The organism is Bacillus sp. FSL W8-0223, assembly GCF_038006805.1.
Lineage (GTDB): Bacteria > Bacillota > Bacilli > Bacillales > DSM-4216 > Bacillus_O > Bacillus_O smithii.
This window is the reverse complement of the sequence record NZ_JBBOVX010000001.1, coordinates 2,448,324-2,464,755: the sequence shown is the minus strand read 5'-3', so window position 1 is coordinate 2,464,755 and position 16,432 is coordinate 2,448,324. Positions and strand designations below refer to the sequence as shown.

Here is a 16,432-nt window from a genome sequence, read left to right as displayed (position 1 = left end):
AGGCAAAGGAACTATAAAAGATTAAGGGATGATTTGTTTTAATGCGACGATCTCTCCGTCTTTCGTTTCAAAAACGACGTAAAGGACATTTCCTGTTTTAGAGAGAAGAATAAGCGGAATGGTGCTATCGATAGGATCCTCGATAGTGCCATTTTCTTTTTTTATTCCAAGAAAATAATTTTTGTAAAGCCCTTCCCATAAACGGCCGATAATCGTCTTCGATTGAGGCAAAGACAAGTTAGGAAGTTTCATATGACTGTAGGCGGCTAAGTCCGTTAACGGAATTTGGATAAAAGCATTCGGCTGTAGATGGTATTTTTGATAGGCTCTGGAGGCGATCTTCTCCAATTGTTTATTGGTATGTTCGGTTAAAGTTTTGGACCATTTGATTTCGATTGGGTTTCCAGGCGTCCGAAAAGAAAGTAACGGGGTTTCGGCGGAATCAATGACAAACAATTGATCCGAAGACATTTCTTGGGCGCTTTTGATCTCACTCTGGTTCTGATGCAGTTCAGCATAGTGAAAAGAAATAGCTTGTAGGAAAGCGGATCCGTTTCCGATGTAATCATCGCGGACCGTGATTTTTTGCGTTTGTTCTTTCCATTTGTTTAAAGTTCCTCGCAAGCGTCCGTTAACAAATAATAGGCTGATATCTTGACGCAAATAGGCCTTTTGGGAAAGAAAGGACTGAATTTCCCAGGAAACTTTGTAAGCTTGATTGACATGTCCTGTTTTGAATTGAAGCTTCGTATAGGCAGAAGGAAAATCTGCAGTGGGATGGAGAGGAAAATACATAATGCTTTCTTCTGTTTGATTCATGTTGCGAATGATGAAAAAAATAATGAAAGAACATAGGATGGCGGCCAATCCCAGATATGTCCCTTTTTTTATCACTTCGGATACCTTCTTTCCTGTTTGTCCATTACAATGTATGATCATTCTTCTTTTTTATGTCTCTCTTTTCATTTTTACGAGTCTCGCACATAAACAACGGTTGTTCCAATCATTATTTAGGTCGTGGAAGGTATGATTGGTACATGGCAGATGGAAATTTGGGAAAAACTGATACTAATGTTTTCCTTCGGTTACTGTCGTCCCTGTACGGTTTTTCTTGTTCTTTTTGGAATCGTCCCCTATACTATTCTTGGAATAAAGTTGTCGCAAGGAAAGCTGGTGGGGAATTTTGAAAACGATTTATGATGTTCAACAGCTTTTAAAACAATTTGGCACCATTATATATATCGGGGACAGACTGGCGGATTTGGAATTGATGGAAATGGAGTTAAAGGAACTGTATAAATCGCAGCTAGTGGATACAAAAGACTTTCAATCCGCCATTTTGCTGCTTCGTCATGAAATTCAAAAAGAAAAAGAGAAAAGAGAGGGTTTAGGCGGATGATGGCGAAAGAAAAATGGATTGCAGCCGTTGACTTAGGAGGAACATCGGTTAAACTGGCTTTTTTGAATATGGATGGGGAGATTTTAGATCATTGGTCAATCCCAACGGATCGATCGTCTAAAGGTCGAAACATTGTTCCGGATATCGCGAAATCGATTTTTGAAACACTTCATGCTAAACAGGAAACGAAAGACAGGCTCTTAGGGATTGGACTCGGCGCACCCGGTCCGATTGATTATTCTACCGGACGAATTTATAAAACCGTCAACCTGGGTTGGGAAGACGATTATCCGCTAAAACAAGCATTGGAAAAAGAAACGGGTTTGCCTGTTGTGGTTGAAAATGATGCCAACTGTGCTGCTCTGGGGGAAATGTGGAAAGGAGCAGGCAACGGGGCTGCAAATCTTGTTTGTGTCACTCTAGGCACAGGGGTTGGCGGTGGCGTCATTGCCAATGGAGATATTGTTCGGGGAGCAAAAGGTGCCGCCGGAGAAATTGGCCATATCGTCGTGGAAATCGAAGACGGATTTTCATGCAATTGCGGAAAAAAAGGATGCTTGGAAACCGTGGCTTCAGCGACAGGCATCGTTCGATTAGCCAAAGTGGAGCTGGAGCGAGCGGATAGCGGTTCCGTTTTAAAAGAAAAATTTAATGCCAATCAAGATATAAGTGCAAAAGATGTATTTGAAGCGGCTGATGGCGGCGATGATTTGGCAAAACGTATCGTGGATGGAGTTGCCTTCTATTTGGGCTTTGCACTTGCCAATTTAGGAAACAGTTTAAATCCGGACTATATTGTGGTAGGCGGTGGTGTATCCAATGCCGGAAGCACTCTTTTGGACCCTGTCCGAAAATATTTTAAACAGTATGCATTCCCGCCTGTCGGTGAATCCACAAAGATTGAACGTGCATCACTTGGGAATAGCGCCGGTGTAATCGGGGCAGGCTGGCTTGTGAAGAAAGAATTCAGCCGTGAACAATAGGCACTGTGAAACGGTCTTTCCGGTCAGCGGATGGAAAAATCATTTTGAAGAAAACTTGAATATCTTGCTCTGTCTGTTGAGGGATTTTCCGCTGTTGGTAGAGTTGTATCGCATTTTTGGCTTTTGATCAAGCAAGGGGTGAAGAACATGAAATGGCTGGTCGGAAGGAAGCTTCCGCTGACATGGGCGGCCGTTTTGCTCTTATGGATAAAGACGTTTATCGTTTATCTGGCAAATTTTCATATTGATACAGAAAATACTCTGCAAAACTGGATTTTATGGATGAATCCCCTTAGCTTTCTTTTGTTTGTTTTAGGGTTGGGGCAATTTTGGAAAAAAACCGAAAATCAAATGACTTATGTCGTGGCGATCAGTTTGATTTTGTCTTTGCTCTTATATGCAAACGTTGTCTTTTATCGCTTTTTTAACGATTACCTTACATTGCCGTTGTTATTTCAAACCAATAATTTTGGAGATTTAGGCAATAGCGCATGGGAAGAATTTCAATGGTACGACTTCTTCTTTTTTACAGACGTTCTTTTGCTGTTTCTCATCGTAAAAAGAAAGCCTTCCTTTATCTCTTTTCAACCGTTTTCTACTATCTCGCGCCGTGCCTATTTTTATGTAGCGGCGTCTCTGTTGTGTCTAAATTTAGGCTTGGCAGAGACGGAAAGGCCGCAGCTGTTGACGAGAACATTTGATCGAGAAGCGCTTGTAAAAAACATCGGAATTTACTATTACGACATTTATGATATTTTGCTTCAGTCAAAATCTTCTGCCCAACGCGCGTTAGCAGACAGCAGTGAATTGTCTGATATTGAAAATTATATCCATGCGAATTATGCCAAGCCAAGTGACAAATGGTTCGGCATTGCACAAGGAAAAAACGTCATCGTCATTTCCATGGAATCGATGCAAAACTTTGTCATAAACCATAAAGTCAACGGACAGGAGATTACTCCGTTTTTAAATCGTTTGATCAAAAATAGTCTGTATTTTGACAACTTTTATCATCAAACGGGTCAAGGGAAAACATCTGATTCTGAATTTTTGCTGGAAAATTCATTGTACCCTTTAGGCAGAGGAGCTGTCTTCTTTACGAATTCAGGGAATACATACTACTCAATGGCGAAAAAGTTGAAAAATTCAGGATATTATACAGCTGCCATGCATGCCAATAATAAATCTTTCTGGAATCGGGATATCATGTATCCGGCGCTTGGATATGATCGTTTTTACAGTGCCGACGATTACCATATAACGCCGGAAAATGTCATAAATTGAGGGTTGAAAGACATTCCCTTTTTTGATCAGTCCGCGAAGTTTTTGGAAGAATTACCCAACCCTTTTTATGCAAAGTTGATTACGTTAACGAACCACCATCCGTTTTATTACAGTCCTGAAGATCAGAAGATTAGTGAATTCACATCTAATGATGGGACCGTCAACCGCTATTTTGTTACGGCTCGATATACGGATGAAGCGGTGGAACGTTTTTTGGAAAAATTGAAAAAGAACGGTTTGTACGATCGTTCGATCATTGTTCTGTACGGGGACCACTACGGAATTTCTCAAAACCACAATGAGGCGATGAGCCAATATTTAGGGAGGGAAATTACTCCATTAGAAGCGGTTAAACTGCAAAAAGTGCCATGCATTATCCATATCCCAGGAATGAAAAAAGGAATGACCATTCATGAAGTGGCGGGTCAAATCGATTTGCGCCCGACCATTTTACATTTGCTTGGGATCGAAACAAAACACGACATTCAATTCGGTCATGATCTTTTGTCGCGCGATCACCCGGATTTCGTTGCTTTTAGGGATGGGAGCTTGGTGACCGATCATTATGTCTATACTCGAAATCAATGCTACGAGCAAGAAAGCGGCATATTATTGGACCGCCAAGTTTGTAGTCGATTCAGCAAAACAGCACAAACGGAGTTAAGTTATTCCGATCGGATTATTTATGGCGATTTGCTGCGTTTTTATAAGGACAAATAGAAATCAAAATTGATCCGATTGAAAACATGAGCCATACGATTGGTTATCCAGTTCAGTAGTTTTTTCATTTTCCATCAAATCTCTGTTTGACCTTTTCAACGAATTTTTTCTATATCCTTCTTCTTTCATTCGATGTCTTGAAATTTGCACACGTATTTATAAAAAAGATGATTTTTTCCCGACAAAGAACAGCCGTTAGCCCCAAAAGCCGATCTTTTTTCTTTCCGGCATAACCAAATGAAGCGGTTCATACATGTGATAAGAGGCGATTCGAAGGGAGAATGCCATTATGGATATAACGGTGCGAAAAGGGGATACGTTTTTCCGCTACAGCCGATTATTCAGTATTCCTGAACAGCTGATCGCTGATTCCAATCCCGGTATGGACCCTCAATGCTTGAAAATCGGGGAAAAAGTAAAGATTCCGGGGTTTGTGGCAAAACGTTATCGTATGAAAAAAGGAGATACATTTTGGAAAATGGCAATCGAAAGATGTTTGTCTCCTACTGCTTTGCAAACAGTCAACCCCGACATGGACCCCCAGCATTTACTTCCGGGAAATGAAATTTTCTTGCCGAAACGAGTGCTAAACTTGGAAACATCCTTGGATCAACCGTATGACTCCAAACGATTAGAAGAGGAAATCAACAGGATTGCGGCTATTTATCCGTTTGTCCGTGTTCAAAAAATCGGAGAAAGCGTGGATCAAAAACCGATATGGGAACTAAAGATTGGAAAAGGAAATAAAAAAATTCATATGAACGGTTCTTTTCACGCGAATGAATGGATCACAACGGTTGTGTTGATCACTTTTTTCAAACATTTCTTGCTGTCTTTGACCAACCACTGTTTTTTCCACGGAATTCAAGCTTATTCTCTCTACCCGCATATTACATTGTCCGTTGTACCGATGGTGAACCCGGATGGCGTCGATTTAGTATTAAATGGGCCCCCGGAATCCAAGCGTGAACAATTGATGAAATGGAATGGGGGGAGCAAGGAATTTTCGAAATGGAAAGCGAATATTCAAGGGGTGGATTTGAACAATCAGTTTCCGGCAAATTGGGAGATTGAAAAAAAACGCAAAAAGCCAAAATCTCCTGCGCCGCGGGACTATCCCGGAAAACAGCCATTGACAGAACCGGAAGCTGCAGCGATGGCTGAACTGGCGAAAAATGAAAAGTTTGACAGAGTGATTGCTTTGCATACTCAAGGCAAAGAGATTTATTGGGGGTATGAAGGAAAAGAACCGAAAGAAGCGGAAGTTTTGGCCAAATGGTTTTCCAGAATGAGCGGCTATAAGTCGGTGAGGTACGTGGATAGTCATGCCGGATTTAAAGATTGGTTTATTCAAGAATTTGGAAAATCGGGGTTTACGATCGAACTGGGTAAAGGCTTAAACCCGTTGCCTCTTTCGCAATGGAAGGAAATTTATCGAGACGTTTCAGGAATATTGTTGTGTGCACTGCTTGGATGATAGGAGATTATGGGACAGTGCATCGATTGCATCATTTTGAACAGGCTTTTTGATTATCTGTCGCTTGTATCCGGAGAAAGTAAAAAAGAAAAAGAACAAAAAACCTCGCTTAACAACAGCGAGGTCCACTTTTATACCCCGGGATAACCGCTGTGAAGAACCGTCATAACCGTAAACCAGCCAAATACGCCTAAAGTCGCCAGCCCAAACACAATTCCCAGAATGTTTTTGTTTTTGAGAGCGCTCACAGTTCCGAATAACGCAAGCAAGGTAATAAGAGAGAAGATAATGACCAGACCCATGATTGAATCTCCTTTCCTGTTTATATATGGTATATCTTTCAAAACCAGGAAGCAAATTGTATTTTACCATCATTTTATAGTGTTTTCATCTCTTTGTCGAGTTGAAATAAAATGTTTTGTCACAGGGTTGACTCTCTTTATTTGTGATACGATTACTAATGGAAAAGCGAAAAGGAGGAGAAACGTATGAAATGGAGCAGAATGCCGCTTGGACCTCTGCAAACGAATTGCTATATTTTATGGAACGATGACAAAGATTGTATCATTTTCGATCCCGGCGATGAAGGGGATAAGCTGTGCCGGTGGATTGATCAACACGAGTTGAAGCCGCTGGCAATATTATTGACGCATGCTCATTTTGATCATATTGGCGCGGTTGATCAAGTAAGAGAAACGTATCGGATTCCTGTATATGTCCATGAGAATGAAGCTAAATGGCTTTTGGATCCGACATTGAACGGCTCTCAGCTTTTTTTAAGAGATAAAGCCGTTCGAGTAAAGCCGGCTGATGTGATTTTAACGGTGGAAAAAGAACTGACGCTTGGATCTTTTCATTTTCAGCTTTTGGAAACCCCCGGCCACTCACCGGGAAGCCTATCTTATTATTCGCAGGAATTGGAAGCTGTTTTTTGTGGAGATACGCTGTTCAATGGCAGTATTGGTCGGACAGACCTCCCCGGCGGAAACCATGAAGATCTTTTGAAAAGCATTCATGAACGTCTCCTCACTCTTCCTGAAGAAACCGTTGTATTACCTGGACACGGGCCGGAAACCTCCATCGAAAATGAAATGGATATGAATCCTTTTTTAAATGGATTTTGATCCCATCAGTCACTTACTATGATGCCAGTTGAACGAACAAATATTCAATAAAAGCGAAAAACCCTTCTCAGGTCCGAGAAGGGTTTTTGTGGGATGTTCTTTTCGCAATGGGAGGGGATTTTTGTTACTTTTTACGATAAATCAAGATTTTTATTGTGTCAATAGAAGAGGTAATGAGGTATTTAAGGAAAGCAGATCTTCATATTTTTGAAAGAACTCTCCTATGCATTGACAGATATCCGCAGCCATCGTATAAAATTCAAAAAGGTGCCAATAACGAATCTCAAAAGATGAACGGGAGAAGCAGCGGCAGCCGGTTTAAAAAGGGGTTTGCAAGAAACGGTGTCTCTTTAAGATATGAAAACAAACGGCAAAAAGCTCTTGCTTTGCAGAACGGGAAACAAGAGCTTTAGCCGATTTTATTGAAAAGTTGATTTCTTTCGTATGACAAGGATGGATCACATCTGAATGGGTTTGATTACTGCCCGCCGCCTAATGGCATCATGAAGTTCGTCCAATACGTGAAGCCTGCAAAGAAAATCGTCAAATAAGCTCCAAAGACATACATATACATACGTTCTGACAGTTTCAAATAGCCCAATAGATAAAAAAACCCTGTCTGTGCCAAGAAAATGAGCGCGGTGATTTTCATGTCTCCCAAATAAAACATGATCGTAAAGATGGCGGTCCAAAAACCAAGTACACGAAACATTCGATCCACAATGCATCCCTCCTTTGTCCCTCTCATTATTAAAAACATTATAATGGAAAGGACATCCAAATGTAAATAACGCTTTCATTACCAAATATGTCAAATTTCGTGGGGTTTCATTATTCTTTTCATACATGAGTGCCATTGTTTTCTTTAACTGGCATTACGGAGAATTTCAAATAACACCAACAACAAATACCCATAAAATATAAATGATCACAGTCAATAAGTTGCCCCACATGGCGATATGGTTCAATACAAGGTTTTTTTTATCCTTACGCTTTCCGACGTACCCTATAAAAGCACCTATTAGCCATAAGCAATAAAAAGATATCCATTTGGATTTTCAGAAAAAATGATCATTAAAAAAGCAATGATCCAAAGACCTATTGAAAAGTTTTTATACAAAAATATCCTTCCCTCTTGGTACCGTCAAGAATTTTGTGTAAGAGAGTATTCTCAGATACGTTTTTTTAATCTTGGAGGAGGTGTTTAGTTGTCTTATATGAGACTGAATATTCAGTCTCATATAAGACAACTTAGTCTCCCTAGACTCTGTTCTTCATGAACAAAATTTGGTCTTTCAGTATCTTTCTTCAAACATATCTTGAAGTGCCTTGTATGCCGTAGAAAACCCTTTAAGTTTTCTAGTGGACCATTTTTCATTCAAGTCCTGTACCGTTAAGAACGTGATTTTTTCTGCTGCTTCAATACTGGTTAAGCTGTTCATCGTTTTGAGTCGTTTACGTATATCTTTAATCGTTCGTTCAATAGCATTGGTCGTGTAGATGACACTACGAATACTGGTCGGATATTTCATGAATGTTAGGAGGACATCTAAATCTTGTTCCCAAGATTGGACTTCTCTAGGATACTTTTTAGACCACTTGTCTTTAAACTCATGAAAGGCTTGAATGGCTGCGTCTCTTGTCATCGAACGATAGATCAGCTTTAGGTCTTCAGCCACTTCAAATTGGTCTTTTTTCCTTACCTTGTTTAACGTATTTCTTACTTTGTGGACCACACATCGTTGAACATCGGCTTTCGGATAGACGGCTTTAAAGGCTTCTTCAAGACCTGGGAGTCCATCAAAAACACCAAGTAAGACTTCATGAGCACCGCGTGTATAAAGGTCTTGGAGAATCTCTTGCCAGCCATGCGCGCTTTCTTGACCTCCAACGTAAAAGCCAAGAATTTCACGATAACCTTCTTCATTGACACCAAGAACAACGTAAATGACTTCTTTGGCATACGTATCACGACGAACTTTTATATAAAACCCATCAAGATACAACACAGAATACCGTTTGTTTAATGGACGTTGTTGCCATTTTTGAATATCCTCCAACGCGGCATCTGTAATATGACTAATCGTGGTAGGAGAGTAGGTTGAACCAAGAATTCTTTCGATAAACTTCCCAATTTCTCGAGTGCTCATCCCACTTTGATACATTTTAATAATCGCCTGTTCCAGCCAGCCGTCTTGACGTTGATAAGGCTCAAACAGTTGAGTCTGGAAATCCCCGTTGCGATCTCTTGGAACCGTAAGAGCTTCTATTTTCCCGTACTTTGTATCAAGAGTACGGTGATAATAACCATTTCTTGAGTTTTGAACGTGTTCCTGTTCCACTTGGAGGAAATTTTTGATTTCTTCTCTCATGATGAATTCAAGCTTTTCTTGAACAAAATCTTTTATCATATTTTCCAGTTGATTTGCGAAATCTGAGTTGAGTATACTATTACTCATAAGGTAGGGTATCTTCTTTCAGTTTTGTTTGGTCGCAAATCTGAGAATACCCTGCCTTTTTCTTTTTTTCTAGTAGAAAAATTTGCTTACACAAAATAATTTACATCATCTCCCTCTTTGATGCAAAATATAATGTTATTGTTATTTTACGAAATAAAAAAGATGTTGGAAATATATTCGACATCTTTTTACATTCGTCTTTGTCTTTTATAAATATCGACTGAGATGACACGTGTTGTCGCCGGAGGGGAAAAGATCGCTAAAGTGTGTGCCTTCTTAAACTCATTTGATTTTTATATTGCGTTGCAAATTTTTCGTTGTATCATCTAGCAATATCAAAGTTTGTATCTTGGATAGGCATGTATCCAACATGGAATACATATGAAGAAAAATTTGTTTTCTTTCTGACAATGTCAGGTCATACCACTGAATCTTTTCAAACTGTGCTTAAATTGTCATGAAGATATTCCCACTGTGAAAAAGGGTTTGATATACTGAAGAAAATGAAATTTCTGACTATAAGAGAAAGGGTTTTAATATGCAAACAGTGGAGATAGTCATATTGGAAACAAGCGATCTACATGGAAACATATTGCCGATCAACTACGGGACTAACGAAATGGCAGAGAAAGGGTTGGCGAAAGTGGCTGCCCTGATAAAAAAAGAAAGGGGAAAAAATCCTGATGCTGTGTTAATCGATGGCGGGGACGTCATTCAAGGAACCCCTCTGACTTACCATCATGCACGTTTTCAAAGTCATGAACCTAACCCGATGATCAAAATTTTAAATCAATTAGAGTATGATGCCGGAGTCATCGGCAATCATGAGTTCAATTACGGATTGGAATTTTTGAACAAGGCTGTAGATGAATCTGCCTATCCATGGCTTTCTGCAAATATCATAGACAAAGAAACTGAAAAACCTTATTTCGGCAAACCTTATATCATAAAAACCGTTTCTCAAGGAATTCGAATAGGCATTCTAGGAGTAACGACACCATACATACCTAACTGGGAAAAGAAAGAACATATCAAGGGGCTTCGCTTTGATGATGCGGCAGAGACGGCCAAGAAGTGGGTCCGCTTTTTGAAAGAACAGGAAAAGGCTGATCTTGTCGTGGTGGCTTATCATGGCGGATTTGAACGTGATCTTGACACAGGTGAGGCAACCGAAACGTTTACCGGCGAAAATCAAGCGTATCAAATATGTATGGAAGTTCCGGGCATCGATGTGCTTCTCACGGGTCATCAGCATCGCAAGCTCGCTGGAAAAAACATTAATGGCGTAACGATTCTTCAACCGGGATGTAATGGGATTGCTCTTGGAAAAGTAACGGTGGAAATGGAAAAGACAGACGATGGATGCCGCATAAAAGGCAAACATTCAGAACTTCTTTCCGTGAACGGGGTGGAGCCAGATCAAGAAGTGATAAGATTGGCAGAACCCTATGAACAAGCTGTTCAAAAATGGCTTGATCAACCGATTGGGTATATTCAAGGGGATATGACCGTTTCTGATCCAATGGAAATTCGATTAAAAGATCACCCTCTCATTGAATTTATTAACCATGTTCAAATGGATGCCGCCGGCGTAGATATCTCCAACACGGCTTTGTTTGATAATCAATCTCCGGGATTCTCATCCATTGTGACGATGCGCAGTGTGGTCGCCAACTACATTTATCCGAATACATTAGTTGTATTGCGGGTGAAGGGTAAGGTCATAAAAGACGCGTTGGAAAAATCAGCGAGTTATTTTGAACGGCTTGCCGACGGCTCGATACGGGTAAGCGATGCATTTACGACGCCCAAGCCTCAGCATTATAACTACGATATGTGGGAAGGCATCGAGTATATCATTGATGTTCGCAAGCCTGTCGGACAACGTGTGACCCACTTGAATTATAAGGGTCAGCCGCTTCGTGCAGACCAACAAGTAGATGTCGTGATGAATCATTATCGCGCTGGCGGAGGCGGTGACTATTGGATGTATAAAAACCAGCCCGTTGTGAAGGAGATTCCGATCGATGTCCCCGAGTTAATTGCCAATTATTTTTTAAAACACAAAGTTATTGAGGCAGTCGTCGATGAAAACTGGAAAGTGGTTTATTAGTGATGGACAAAAAACATCGAAAAATTTTAAATATTTTTGAAGGATTTTTGCGGAAATAGTCGAATAGAAAAAAGGAAAGCGGGATAAGAAAGGTGGTGCGAACGTTTTTGTCCTATGAAAGAAATGTGGAACAACTAGTGGAAGACGCGCTTTCCTTGTTTGCAACAGATATTCATTTTGAGCCCAAAACACATGGATATCAAGTTCAATTACGGACTCACGGATTGTTGACCCCTTTTCTGAAGCTGACAGTCAAGGAAGGAGAACGGCTGATTTCCCAATTCAAATATATGGCCTCGATGGATATCAGCGAAAAAAGAAAGCCTCAGAGCGGGTCCCTTCTATTAGAAACGAAGAAAGGAAAAATCGCTCTCCGCGTTTCCACTCTTCCGAGCGTGCTTCAGAGAGAAAGTTTGGCCATTCGGCTTTCACCGCAAAAATCCTTCATGGATGTTTATCGTCTGTCTCTCTTTCCAAACTCCGTAAAAAAGCTTTTAGCTCTTCTCCGTTATTCCCACGGTCTAATGATTTTCACCGGTCCAACCGGCAGCGGCAAAACCACTACACTCTATTCTCTTGTTTCCCATAGTACTCGCCATTTTAACCAGAAAGTAATTACGTTGGAGGACCCTGTGGAGCGCCAGAATGACGGCTGGCTCCAACTTCAAGTGAACGAGAAAGCGGGTCTGACATATTCAGCGGGGCTTAAGGCTATTCTCCGCCATGATCCCGATATTGTCATTGTCGGAGAAATACGTGATGAAGAAACCGCCCGCATCACTATGAGAGCGGCGTTAACCGGTCATTTAGTTTTGACGACGATGCATACAAAGGATGCCAAAGGAGCTATTTATCGGTTGCTTGAATTTGGCATTGAATGGCATGATATTCAACAGACGCTTGTGGCGGTTTCGGCTCAAAGGCTTGTACGGCTTTTATGCCCTTTTTGCGGGGAATCTTGTTCTCCCTATTGTCCTAGTCAGTTTCGTCAAAAGCGCGCTACCATTTATGAGATCATCAGCGGTGCAGTACTGCAAGAAGTTTTAAAGGAAGCCGTTGGAAAGGAAGGACGATACACTTATCCAACGCTGAAACAACTTATACGAAAGGGGATCGGTCTTGGATTTCTTGGGAATGATGAATTGGATCGCTGGGTTTTGGAAGAGGAAACACCGAAAAAGATATGAAGGTGATTTTATCTACAGGCTTGGAGAAATGTTGAATGAAGGATTCAACATTGGAGATTCGTTGGAATTTCTGTTTATGAATCTGTATAAGCGCGATCAGAGCACACTACAGATGGCAACTTCGCAGTTGAAGAATGGAGCCCCGCTTTCTCAAATTCTTCAGCAATTAGAGTTTTCTTCTATGGTTTGTTTGCAGGTGTATTTTGCTGAAAGGCATGGAAAGCTTGCGGATACTTTACTATATGCCGGAAACCAACTGAGAAAAGGAAACAAAACGAAGGAAAAGATGTTGAAATTGCTTCAGTACCCGGCTTTTCTCCTTTTCCTTCTCTTGATCATACTCTTCTTTTTGGATCAATGGATTTTGCCGCGGTTTAAAGTTCTTTATTCCTCCATTGGTTTCACCGCAAGCGGAAGCGCCCGCTTTTTTATGCTATTTCTTCAAACCGCTCCTTCACTCATATTTTTTATAACCATTGTTGGAATGACAGCCGTTTTCCTGTTTCTAGCTTATTATTCTAAACAATCCCCGGGGAGAAAAGGAAAACTTCTATTAAAACTCCCATTTGTCCGCGATTATTTTACCCTTTATTTCACTCAAATATTTTCCAAAGAATTTTCCCAATTGCTTTCCACCGGTTTTGCCGTTAATGAGATTCTCCAAATTTTTCACAAACAGACGGTTTATCCTTTTTTTGCCTATATTGCAAATGAAATTAATCAAGAGCTGAAGCAAGGCAGCTCCTTTGCGGATGTGGTGAAAGATCTTCCTTTCTTTGATTCTCATCTGGCAGCCATGATCCGGCACGGGGAAAAATGTGGTCATTTGGAGCAAGAATTAAAGTATTTCAGTCATTTTTGCGAACAACAACTGGAAAAAAAGATTCGGAAAGCCTTAGCGATTTTGCAGCCTGCCATTTTTATCATTGTCGGACTGTCTGTCATTTCGATTTATCTTTCTGTGATGCTTCCCGTTTTTCAAATGATTGAGTCCATATAAAGACAAGGAGGAGAAACAATGTTCAAAAAACAAGATGGCTTTACACTGATCGAGATGATGATCGTTTTGCTGATCATTTCGATCTTGCTGTTTATTACGATTCCCAATGTGGTCAAGCAAAGCAGCAGCATTCATAACAAAGGCTGTGAGGCATTTCAACACATGGTTGAAGGACAAGTTCAATCGTATCGGATGGATCATCAAACGTTGCCATCTTCTGTGGATGATTTAGTAAGCGGGGGCTATTTGCGGCAAGGAGAAACGTCTTGTCCAAATGGAGATAAAATAGACATCGGTTCTAATGGCGAAGTGATTGTAAAGAGAGGCAGTTAATTTTGAAGTGGAATTCTCGCGGATATACGTTGTTGGAAGCCTTGCTCGTTTTGATGATGATTTCCGCCATGTTGTTGATTACAGTGATTCCGTATCCAAAGATGCAAAAACAATTAGACAAACAAATGTTTATCACTCAGCTGCGAGCGGATATGGAAAGAGCGCAGATGTACGCATTGTCTCACCAAAAATCTGTATTTTTACGTTTTTATTCCTCGGAAAAATACGTTGCGTCTCTTTCTTCGCAAGAAATATTGTTTACCCGAAAAGTTCCGGAAGGATTTGAGTTTTTAAGGGGCGGGATGGACAGTATTACGTTTCTTCCCACCGGAAATACAAATCAGTTTGGCACCATTGCGATTAAATATGACCATCAAATCATTCAGTTCACCTTCTATATAGGAAAAGGAAGAATCAATGTCAAGGAAGAGTCGCTATAAACATTCAAAATAAAGATATGGGATTGAAAAGGAGAAAGCATGATATCGAAGAATGAAAAAGGTTTTACCTTGTTAGAAAGTTTATTGTCTTTAACCATCGTCGTGTTGTTGGCACAATGGTTGTTTCCACTGATGTTTCACATGGCAATCAAGCTGGAAAGCGGTTCGAAAGAAGGGACAGGGATGAGACTTTTGTACGAAGAGTTGCAGGAACATTTCGTCCAAATAAACGGGAATGCCCAAAGAAAGGAGGGGAATACCGATTATCAGCTCTATTGGGGAGAAAACGAAAAAAGTAAACAATTTGCTTGTGTACAAACGAGCGAAACGAAAAGGTGTCTGGAAGAACAGTAACGGTTTTACCATGATTGAAACATTACTTGCTTTTACTGTCTTTTTAGGGGTTGCCTCGCTGTTTCCTCTTTTTTATCAATCTTTGTATGAGTTTGACCGAACGATTCAACAAGGAAATAAAGAAGAATGGGATCTTTTCCTTATTCAATTGCGTCGAGAATTGCAATCCTCTTCTCAATGGAAACCGGATGAATCGCGACTGACCTTTTCAAACGCCGAAGGGACGGTGTTGATTGAAAAATATCAAACGGTTTTGCGAAGAAGAGTGAATCAAACGGGACATGAAGTGATGCTTCAAAATGTGGATAATGCTCGTTTTTATTGGAAAGAAGGGTGTATGAGACTCGACGTTCAATTTACGGATGGCGAGAGGAGAGAGGCGCGATTTTTCCCGCTATCGGCGCTCGCTGTAAAAAAAGGGGAGGAGAATGATGAATGAAAAAGGAGCTGTTTATCCGTATGTGCTTGTGTTTTTCATCATCTTACAGGCAGCCGTTGTATGGGGCACCGGTATTTATTTGTCCCGCTATCAAACATCGAAGGAATTGGCCAATTATTATGAGACAAAGGTGATGGAAACACTTGCTTTAAAGAAAATTTTAGCCAACGCCCCGGATATCGAGAGCGGTCCAAAGACGTATCCATATTCTGCAGGGAAAGTCGAATATACGACTAAGCCGTACGAGGATCCGCAATATGTGATTTTGCAATTGACCACGATCAAAGGAAATGGGGCTAGTTTTACATCCAGCTTCCTATATAATAAAAATAACGGAAAAATAGAGAAAGCGTTGAATTAAAGGGGAAGATAAAGATGAAACCGGTATTTCTCATCGGGTTTATGGGAGCAGGGAAAACGACCATCGGTAAAGCACTAAGTGCCCGCCTAAACAAGCCCGTTTACGATACGGACCAAATGATAGAAAGAAAATACGGCAAAAGTATATCCCAAATATTTGAATTATACGGAGAACAAGAGTTTCGAAAAATGGAAACCGCTCTGCTCAAAGAAATAACAGAGAAAAGCGGCATTATAACGACAGGGGGCGGCATTATTTTAACGAATGAAAACCGGGAATGGATGAAAAAAACCGGTGATGTCATTTTTCTTCAATGCGATTTTTCTTCTTTGTGGGAGAGGCTGGAAGGAGATAATACTCGTCCTCTAGTTTATCATCGAAAAAAAGATGAAGTGGAGTCATTGTACAAAAACCGCCTGCCTCTCTATCTGGAGAGCGCGACAATAACGATTGATACCACCGATAAAACGGTGGAAGAAACGGTCGATGAAATTATTCGTCGTTTAAATGGTTGATGGATTGGGCAAAATGAAGCCAAAAGGGAAAAGGCAGGTGTTTTGAATGACGGCGAATGATTTGGTGAAAGATATCGTCAAAACTTTCGTTGCTTACTTGAACCAGCCTCCATCAAAAAGAACTGAACGGCGCCGAACCAAAAAGCAATATCGCCCTCCGTTTCTATACCGATGGTTTGGGCAGATTCCATACGAACTCCTTTCTATATTAAAAAGGAAATAGAAAAGGAAAAATGAAAGCTGG

At 40.6% G+C, this 16,432-nt stretch carries 18 protein-coding genes and 1 pseudogene; 15 read left to right on the top strand and 4 right to left on the bottom strand.

Going from position 1 to position 16,432, the window contains the following annotated elements; genetic code table 11:
• Positions 1 to 21 precede the first annotated feature (21 nt).
• Positions 22 to 894, bottom strand: coding sequence for a hypothetical protein (locus tag NST81_RS11950; RefSeq protein WP_327796976.1), 873 nt, complete (start codon positions 892 to 894; stop codon positions 22 to 24).
• A gap of 289 nt (positions 895 to 1,183) precedes the next feature.
• Between NST81_RS11950 and NST81_RS11945 the strand changes: the two genes are divergently transcribed.
• From NST81_RS11945 to NST81_RS11930, 4 genes and pseudogenes are all read left to right on the top strand, one after another.
• Positions 1,184 to 1,399 carry a YqgQ family protein gene (locus tag NST81_RS11945; protein ID WP_048623687.1) on the top strand — a complete coding sequence of 72 codons (216 nt, stop codon included), beginning with the start codon at positions 1,184 to 1,186 and terminating at the stop codon, positions 1,397 to 1,399.
• Entirely contained in the window at positions 1,396 to 2,382 is a 987-nt protein-coding gene (locus NST81_RS11940; protein WP_341029967.1) for an ROK family glucokinase, read from the top strand. The genes NST81_RS11945 and NST81_RS11940 overlap by 4 nt, the downstream gene beginning before the upstream one ends.
• Positions 2,383 to 2,529: 147 nt before the next feature.
• Positions 2,530 to 4,386: pseudogene (locus tag NST81_RS11935) on the top strand (LTA synthase family protein).
• Between the two features lie 289 nt (positions 4,387 to 4,675).
• Complete coding sequence (locus NST81_RS11930) at positions 4,676 to 5,863, top strand: M14 family metallopeptidase (protein ID WP_003355343.1); 1,188 nt, start codon at positions 4,676 to 4,678, stop codon at positions 5,861 to 5,863.
• Between the two features lie 131 nt (positions 5,864 to 5,994).
• Here the strand turns inward: NST81_RS11930 and NST81_RS11925 are convergent, their stop codons facing one another.
• Complete coding sequence (locus tag NST81_RS11925) at positions 5,995 to 6,165, bottom strand: DUF2759 domain-containing protein (RefSeq protein ID WP_048623684.1); 171 nt, start codon at positions 6,163 to 6,165, stop codon at positions 5,995 to 5,997.
• 186 nt (positions 6,166 to 6,351) lie between these two features.
• On the opposite strand from NST81_RS11925, the gene NST81_RS11920 reads away from it, so the two are divergent.
• A complete protein-coding gene (locus NST81_RS11920; RefSeq protein WP_327796980.1) occupies positions 6,352 to 6,987 on the top strand; it encodes an MBL fold metallo-hydrolase in 636 nt (211 codons plus the stop codon).
• A gap of 478 nt (positions 6,988 to 7,465) precedes the next feature.
• Here NST81_RS11920 and NST81_RS11915 read toward each other — a convergent pair whose 3' ends face one another.
• Both NST81_RS11915 and NST81_RS11910 read right to left on the bottom strand, forming a co-directional pair.
• The gene (locus NST81_RS11915) at positions 7,466 to 7,708 is read right to left on the bottom strand and encodes a DUF2626 domain-containing protein (RefSeq protein WP_003355335.1); all 243 of its coding nucleotides are present in this window, start codon (positions 7,706 to 7,708) and stop codon (positions 7,466 to 7,468) included.
• A 574-nt stretch (positions 7,709 to 8,282) separates the two neighbouring features.
• On the bottom strand, positions 8,283 to 9,446 hold the full coding sequence (locus NST81_RS11910; RefSeq protein ID WP_048623008.1) for an IS256 family transposase: 1,164 nt from the start codon (positions 9,444 to 9,446) through the stop codon (positions 8,283 to 8,285).
• A 538-nt stretch (positions 9,447 to 9,984) separates the two neighbouring features.
• On the opposite strand from NST81_RS11910, the gene NST81_RS11905 reads away from it, so the two are divergent.
• The 10 genes from NST81_RS11905 to NST81_RS17680 all read left to right on the top strand — a co-directional run bounded on the left by NST81_RS11905 (position 9,985) and on the right by NST81_RS17680 (position 16,411).
• Positions 9,985 to 11,559 (top strand): bifunctional metallophosphatase/5'-nucleotidase, encoded by a 1,575-nt coding sequence (locus NST81_RS11905; protein ID WP_328201994.1) that lies wholly within the window; start codon positions 9,985 to 9,987, stop codon positions 11,557 to 11,559.
• Positions 11,560 to 11,666: 107 nt separating this feature from the next.
• Complete coding sequence (gene comGA / locus NST81_RS11900; protein ID WP_328201996.1) at positions 11,667 to 12,746, top strand: competence type IV pilus ATPase ComGA; 1,080 nt, start codon at positions 11,667 to 11,669, stop codon at positions 12,744 to 12,746.
• Positions 12,679 to 13,746 carry a competence type IV pilus assembly protein ComGB gene (comGB, locus tag NST81_RS11895; RefSeq protein WP_341029963.1) on the top strand — a complete coding sequence of 356 codons (1,068 nt, stop codon included), beginning with the start codon at positions 12,679 to 12,681 and terminating at the stop codon, positions 13,744 to 13,746. Before comGA ends, comGB begins: the two co-directional genes overlap by 68 nt.
• A gap of 18 nt (positions 13,747 to 13,764) precedes the next feature.
• Complete coding sequence (gene comGC, locus NST81_RS11890) at positions 13,765 to 14,079, top strand: competence type IV pilus major pilin ComGC (RefSeq protein WP_003355330.1); 315 nt, start codon at positions 13,765 to 13,767, stop codon at positions 14,077 to 14,079.
• A gap of 2 nt (positions 14,080 to 14,081) precedes the next feature.
• Positions 14,082 to 14,519: a competence type IV pilus minor pilin ComGD gene (comGD, locus tag NST81_RS11885; RefSeq protein ID WP_048623680.1), complete on the top strand. Its 438-nt coding sequence runs from the start codon at positions 14,082 to 14,084 to the stop codon at positions 14,517 to 14,519.
• A 39-nt stretch (positions 14,520 to 14,558) separates the two neighbouring features.
• Entirely contained in the window at positions 14,559 to 14,873 is a 315-nt protein-coding gene (locus tag NST81_RS11880) for a prepilin-type N-terminal cleavage/methylation domain-containing protein (RefSeq protein ID WP_327796984.1), read from the top strand.
• A gap of 10 nt (positions 14,874 to 14,883) precedes the next feature.
• Positions 14,884 to 15,312, top strand: coding sequence for a competence type IV pilus minor pilin ComGF (gene comGF, locus NST81_RS11875; RefSeq protein ID WP_341029960.1), 429 nt, complete (start codon positions 14,884 to 14,886; stop codon positions 15,310 to 15,312).
• Positions 15,305 to 15,673, top strand: a complete 369-nt coding sequence (comGG, locus tag NST81_RS11870) for a competence type IV pilus minor pilin ComGG (protein ID WP_341029958.1) — start codon at positions 15,305 to 15,307, stop codon at positions 15,671 to 15,673. The genes comGF and comGG overlap by 8 nt, the downstream gene beginning before the upstream one ends.
• 14 nt (positions 15,674 to 15,687) lie before the next feature.
• Positions 15,688 to 16,188 carry a shikimate kinase gene (locus NST81_RS11865; RefSeq protein ID WP_328202002.1) on the top strand — a complete coding sequence of 167 codons (501 nt, stop codon included), beginning with the start codon at positions 15,688 to 15,690 and terminating at the stop codon, positions 16,186 to 16,188.
• A 46-nt stretch (positions 16,189 to 16,234) separates the two neighbouring features.
• Positions 16,235 to 16,411 (top strand): YqzE family protein, encoded by a 177-nt coding sequence (locus NST81_RS17680; protein ID WP_082142312.1) that lies wholly within the window; start codon positions 16,235 to 16,237, stop codon positions 16,409 to 16,411.
• Positions 16,412 to 16,432 lie beyond the last annotated feature (21 nt).

What these genes read in the sequence shown, in the direction of transcription:
- NST81_RS11910 (WP_048623008.1), bottom strand. Translation starts at nt 9,446, where the DNA reads ATGAGTAATAGTATACTCAACTCAGATTTCGCAAATCAACTGGAAAAT.
- comGG (WP_341029958.1), top strand. Translation starts at nt 15,305, where the DNA reads ATGAATGAAAAAGGAGCTGTTTATCCGTATGTGCTTGTGTTTTTCATC.
- NST81_RS11905 (WP_328201994.1), top strand. Translation starts at nt 9,985, where the DNA reads ATGCAAACAGTGGAGATAGTCATATTGGAAACAAGCGATCTACATGGA.
- NST81_RS11920 (WP_327796980.1), top strand. Translation starts at nt 6,352, where the DNA reads ATGAAATGGAGCAGAATGCCGCTTGGACCTCTGCAAACGAATTGCTAT.
- NST81_RS17680 (WP_082142312.1), top strand. Translation starts at nt 16,235, where the DNA reads ATGACGGCGAATGATTTGGTGAAAGATATCGTCAAAACTTTCGTTGCT.
- NST81_RS11865 (WP_328202002.1), top strand. Translation starts at nt 15,688, where the DNA reads ATGAAACCGGTATTTCTCATCGGGTTTATGGGAGCAGGGAAAACGACC.
- comGF (WP_341029960.1), top strand. Translation starts at nt 14,884, where the DNA reads ATGATTGAAACATTACTTGCTTTTACTGTCTTTTTAGGGGTTGCCTCG.
- NST81_RS11940 (WP_341029967.1), top strand. Translation starts at nt 1,396, where the DNA reads ATGATGGCGAAAGAAAAATGGATTGCAGCCGTTGACTTAGGAGGAACA.
- NST81_RS11880 (WP_327796984.1), top strand. Translation starts at nt 14,559, where the DNA reads ATGATATCGAAGAATGAAAAAGGTTTTACCTTGTTAGAAAGTTTATTG.
- NST81_RS11930 (WP_003355343.1), top strand. Translation starts at nt 4,676, where the DNA reads ATGGATATAACGGTGCGAAAAGGGGATACGTTTTTCCGCTACAGCCGA.
- comGC (WP_003355330.1), top strand. Translation starts at nt 13,765, where the DNA reads ATGTTCAAAAAACAAGATGGCTTTACACTGATCGAGATGATGATCGTT.
- NST81_RS11925 (WP_048623684.1), bottom strand. Translation starts at nt 6,165, where the DNA reads ATGGGTCTGGTCATTATCTTCTCTCTTATTACCTTGCTTGCGTTATTC.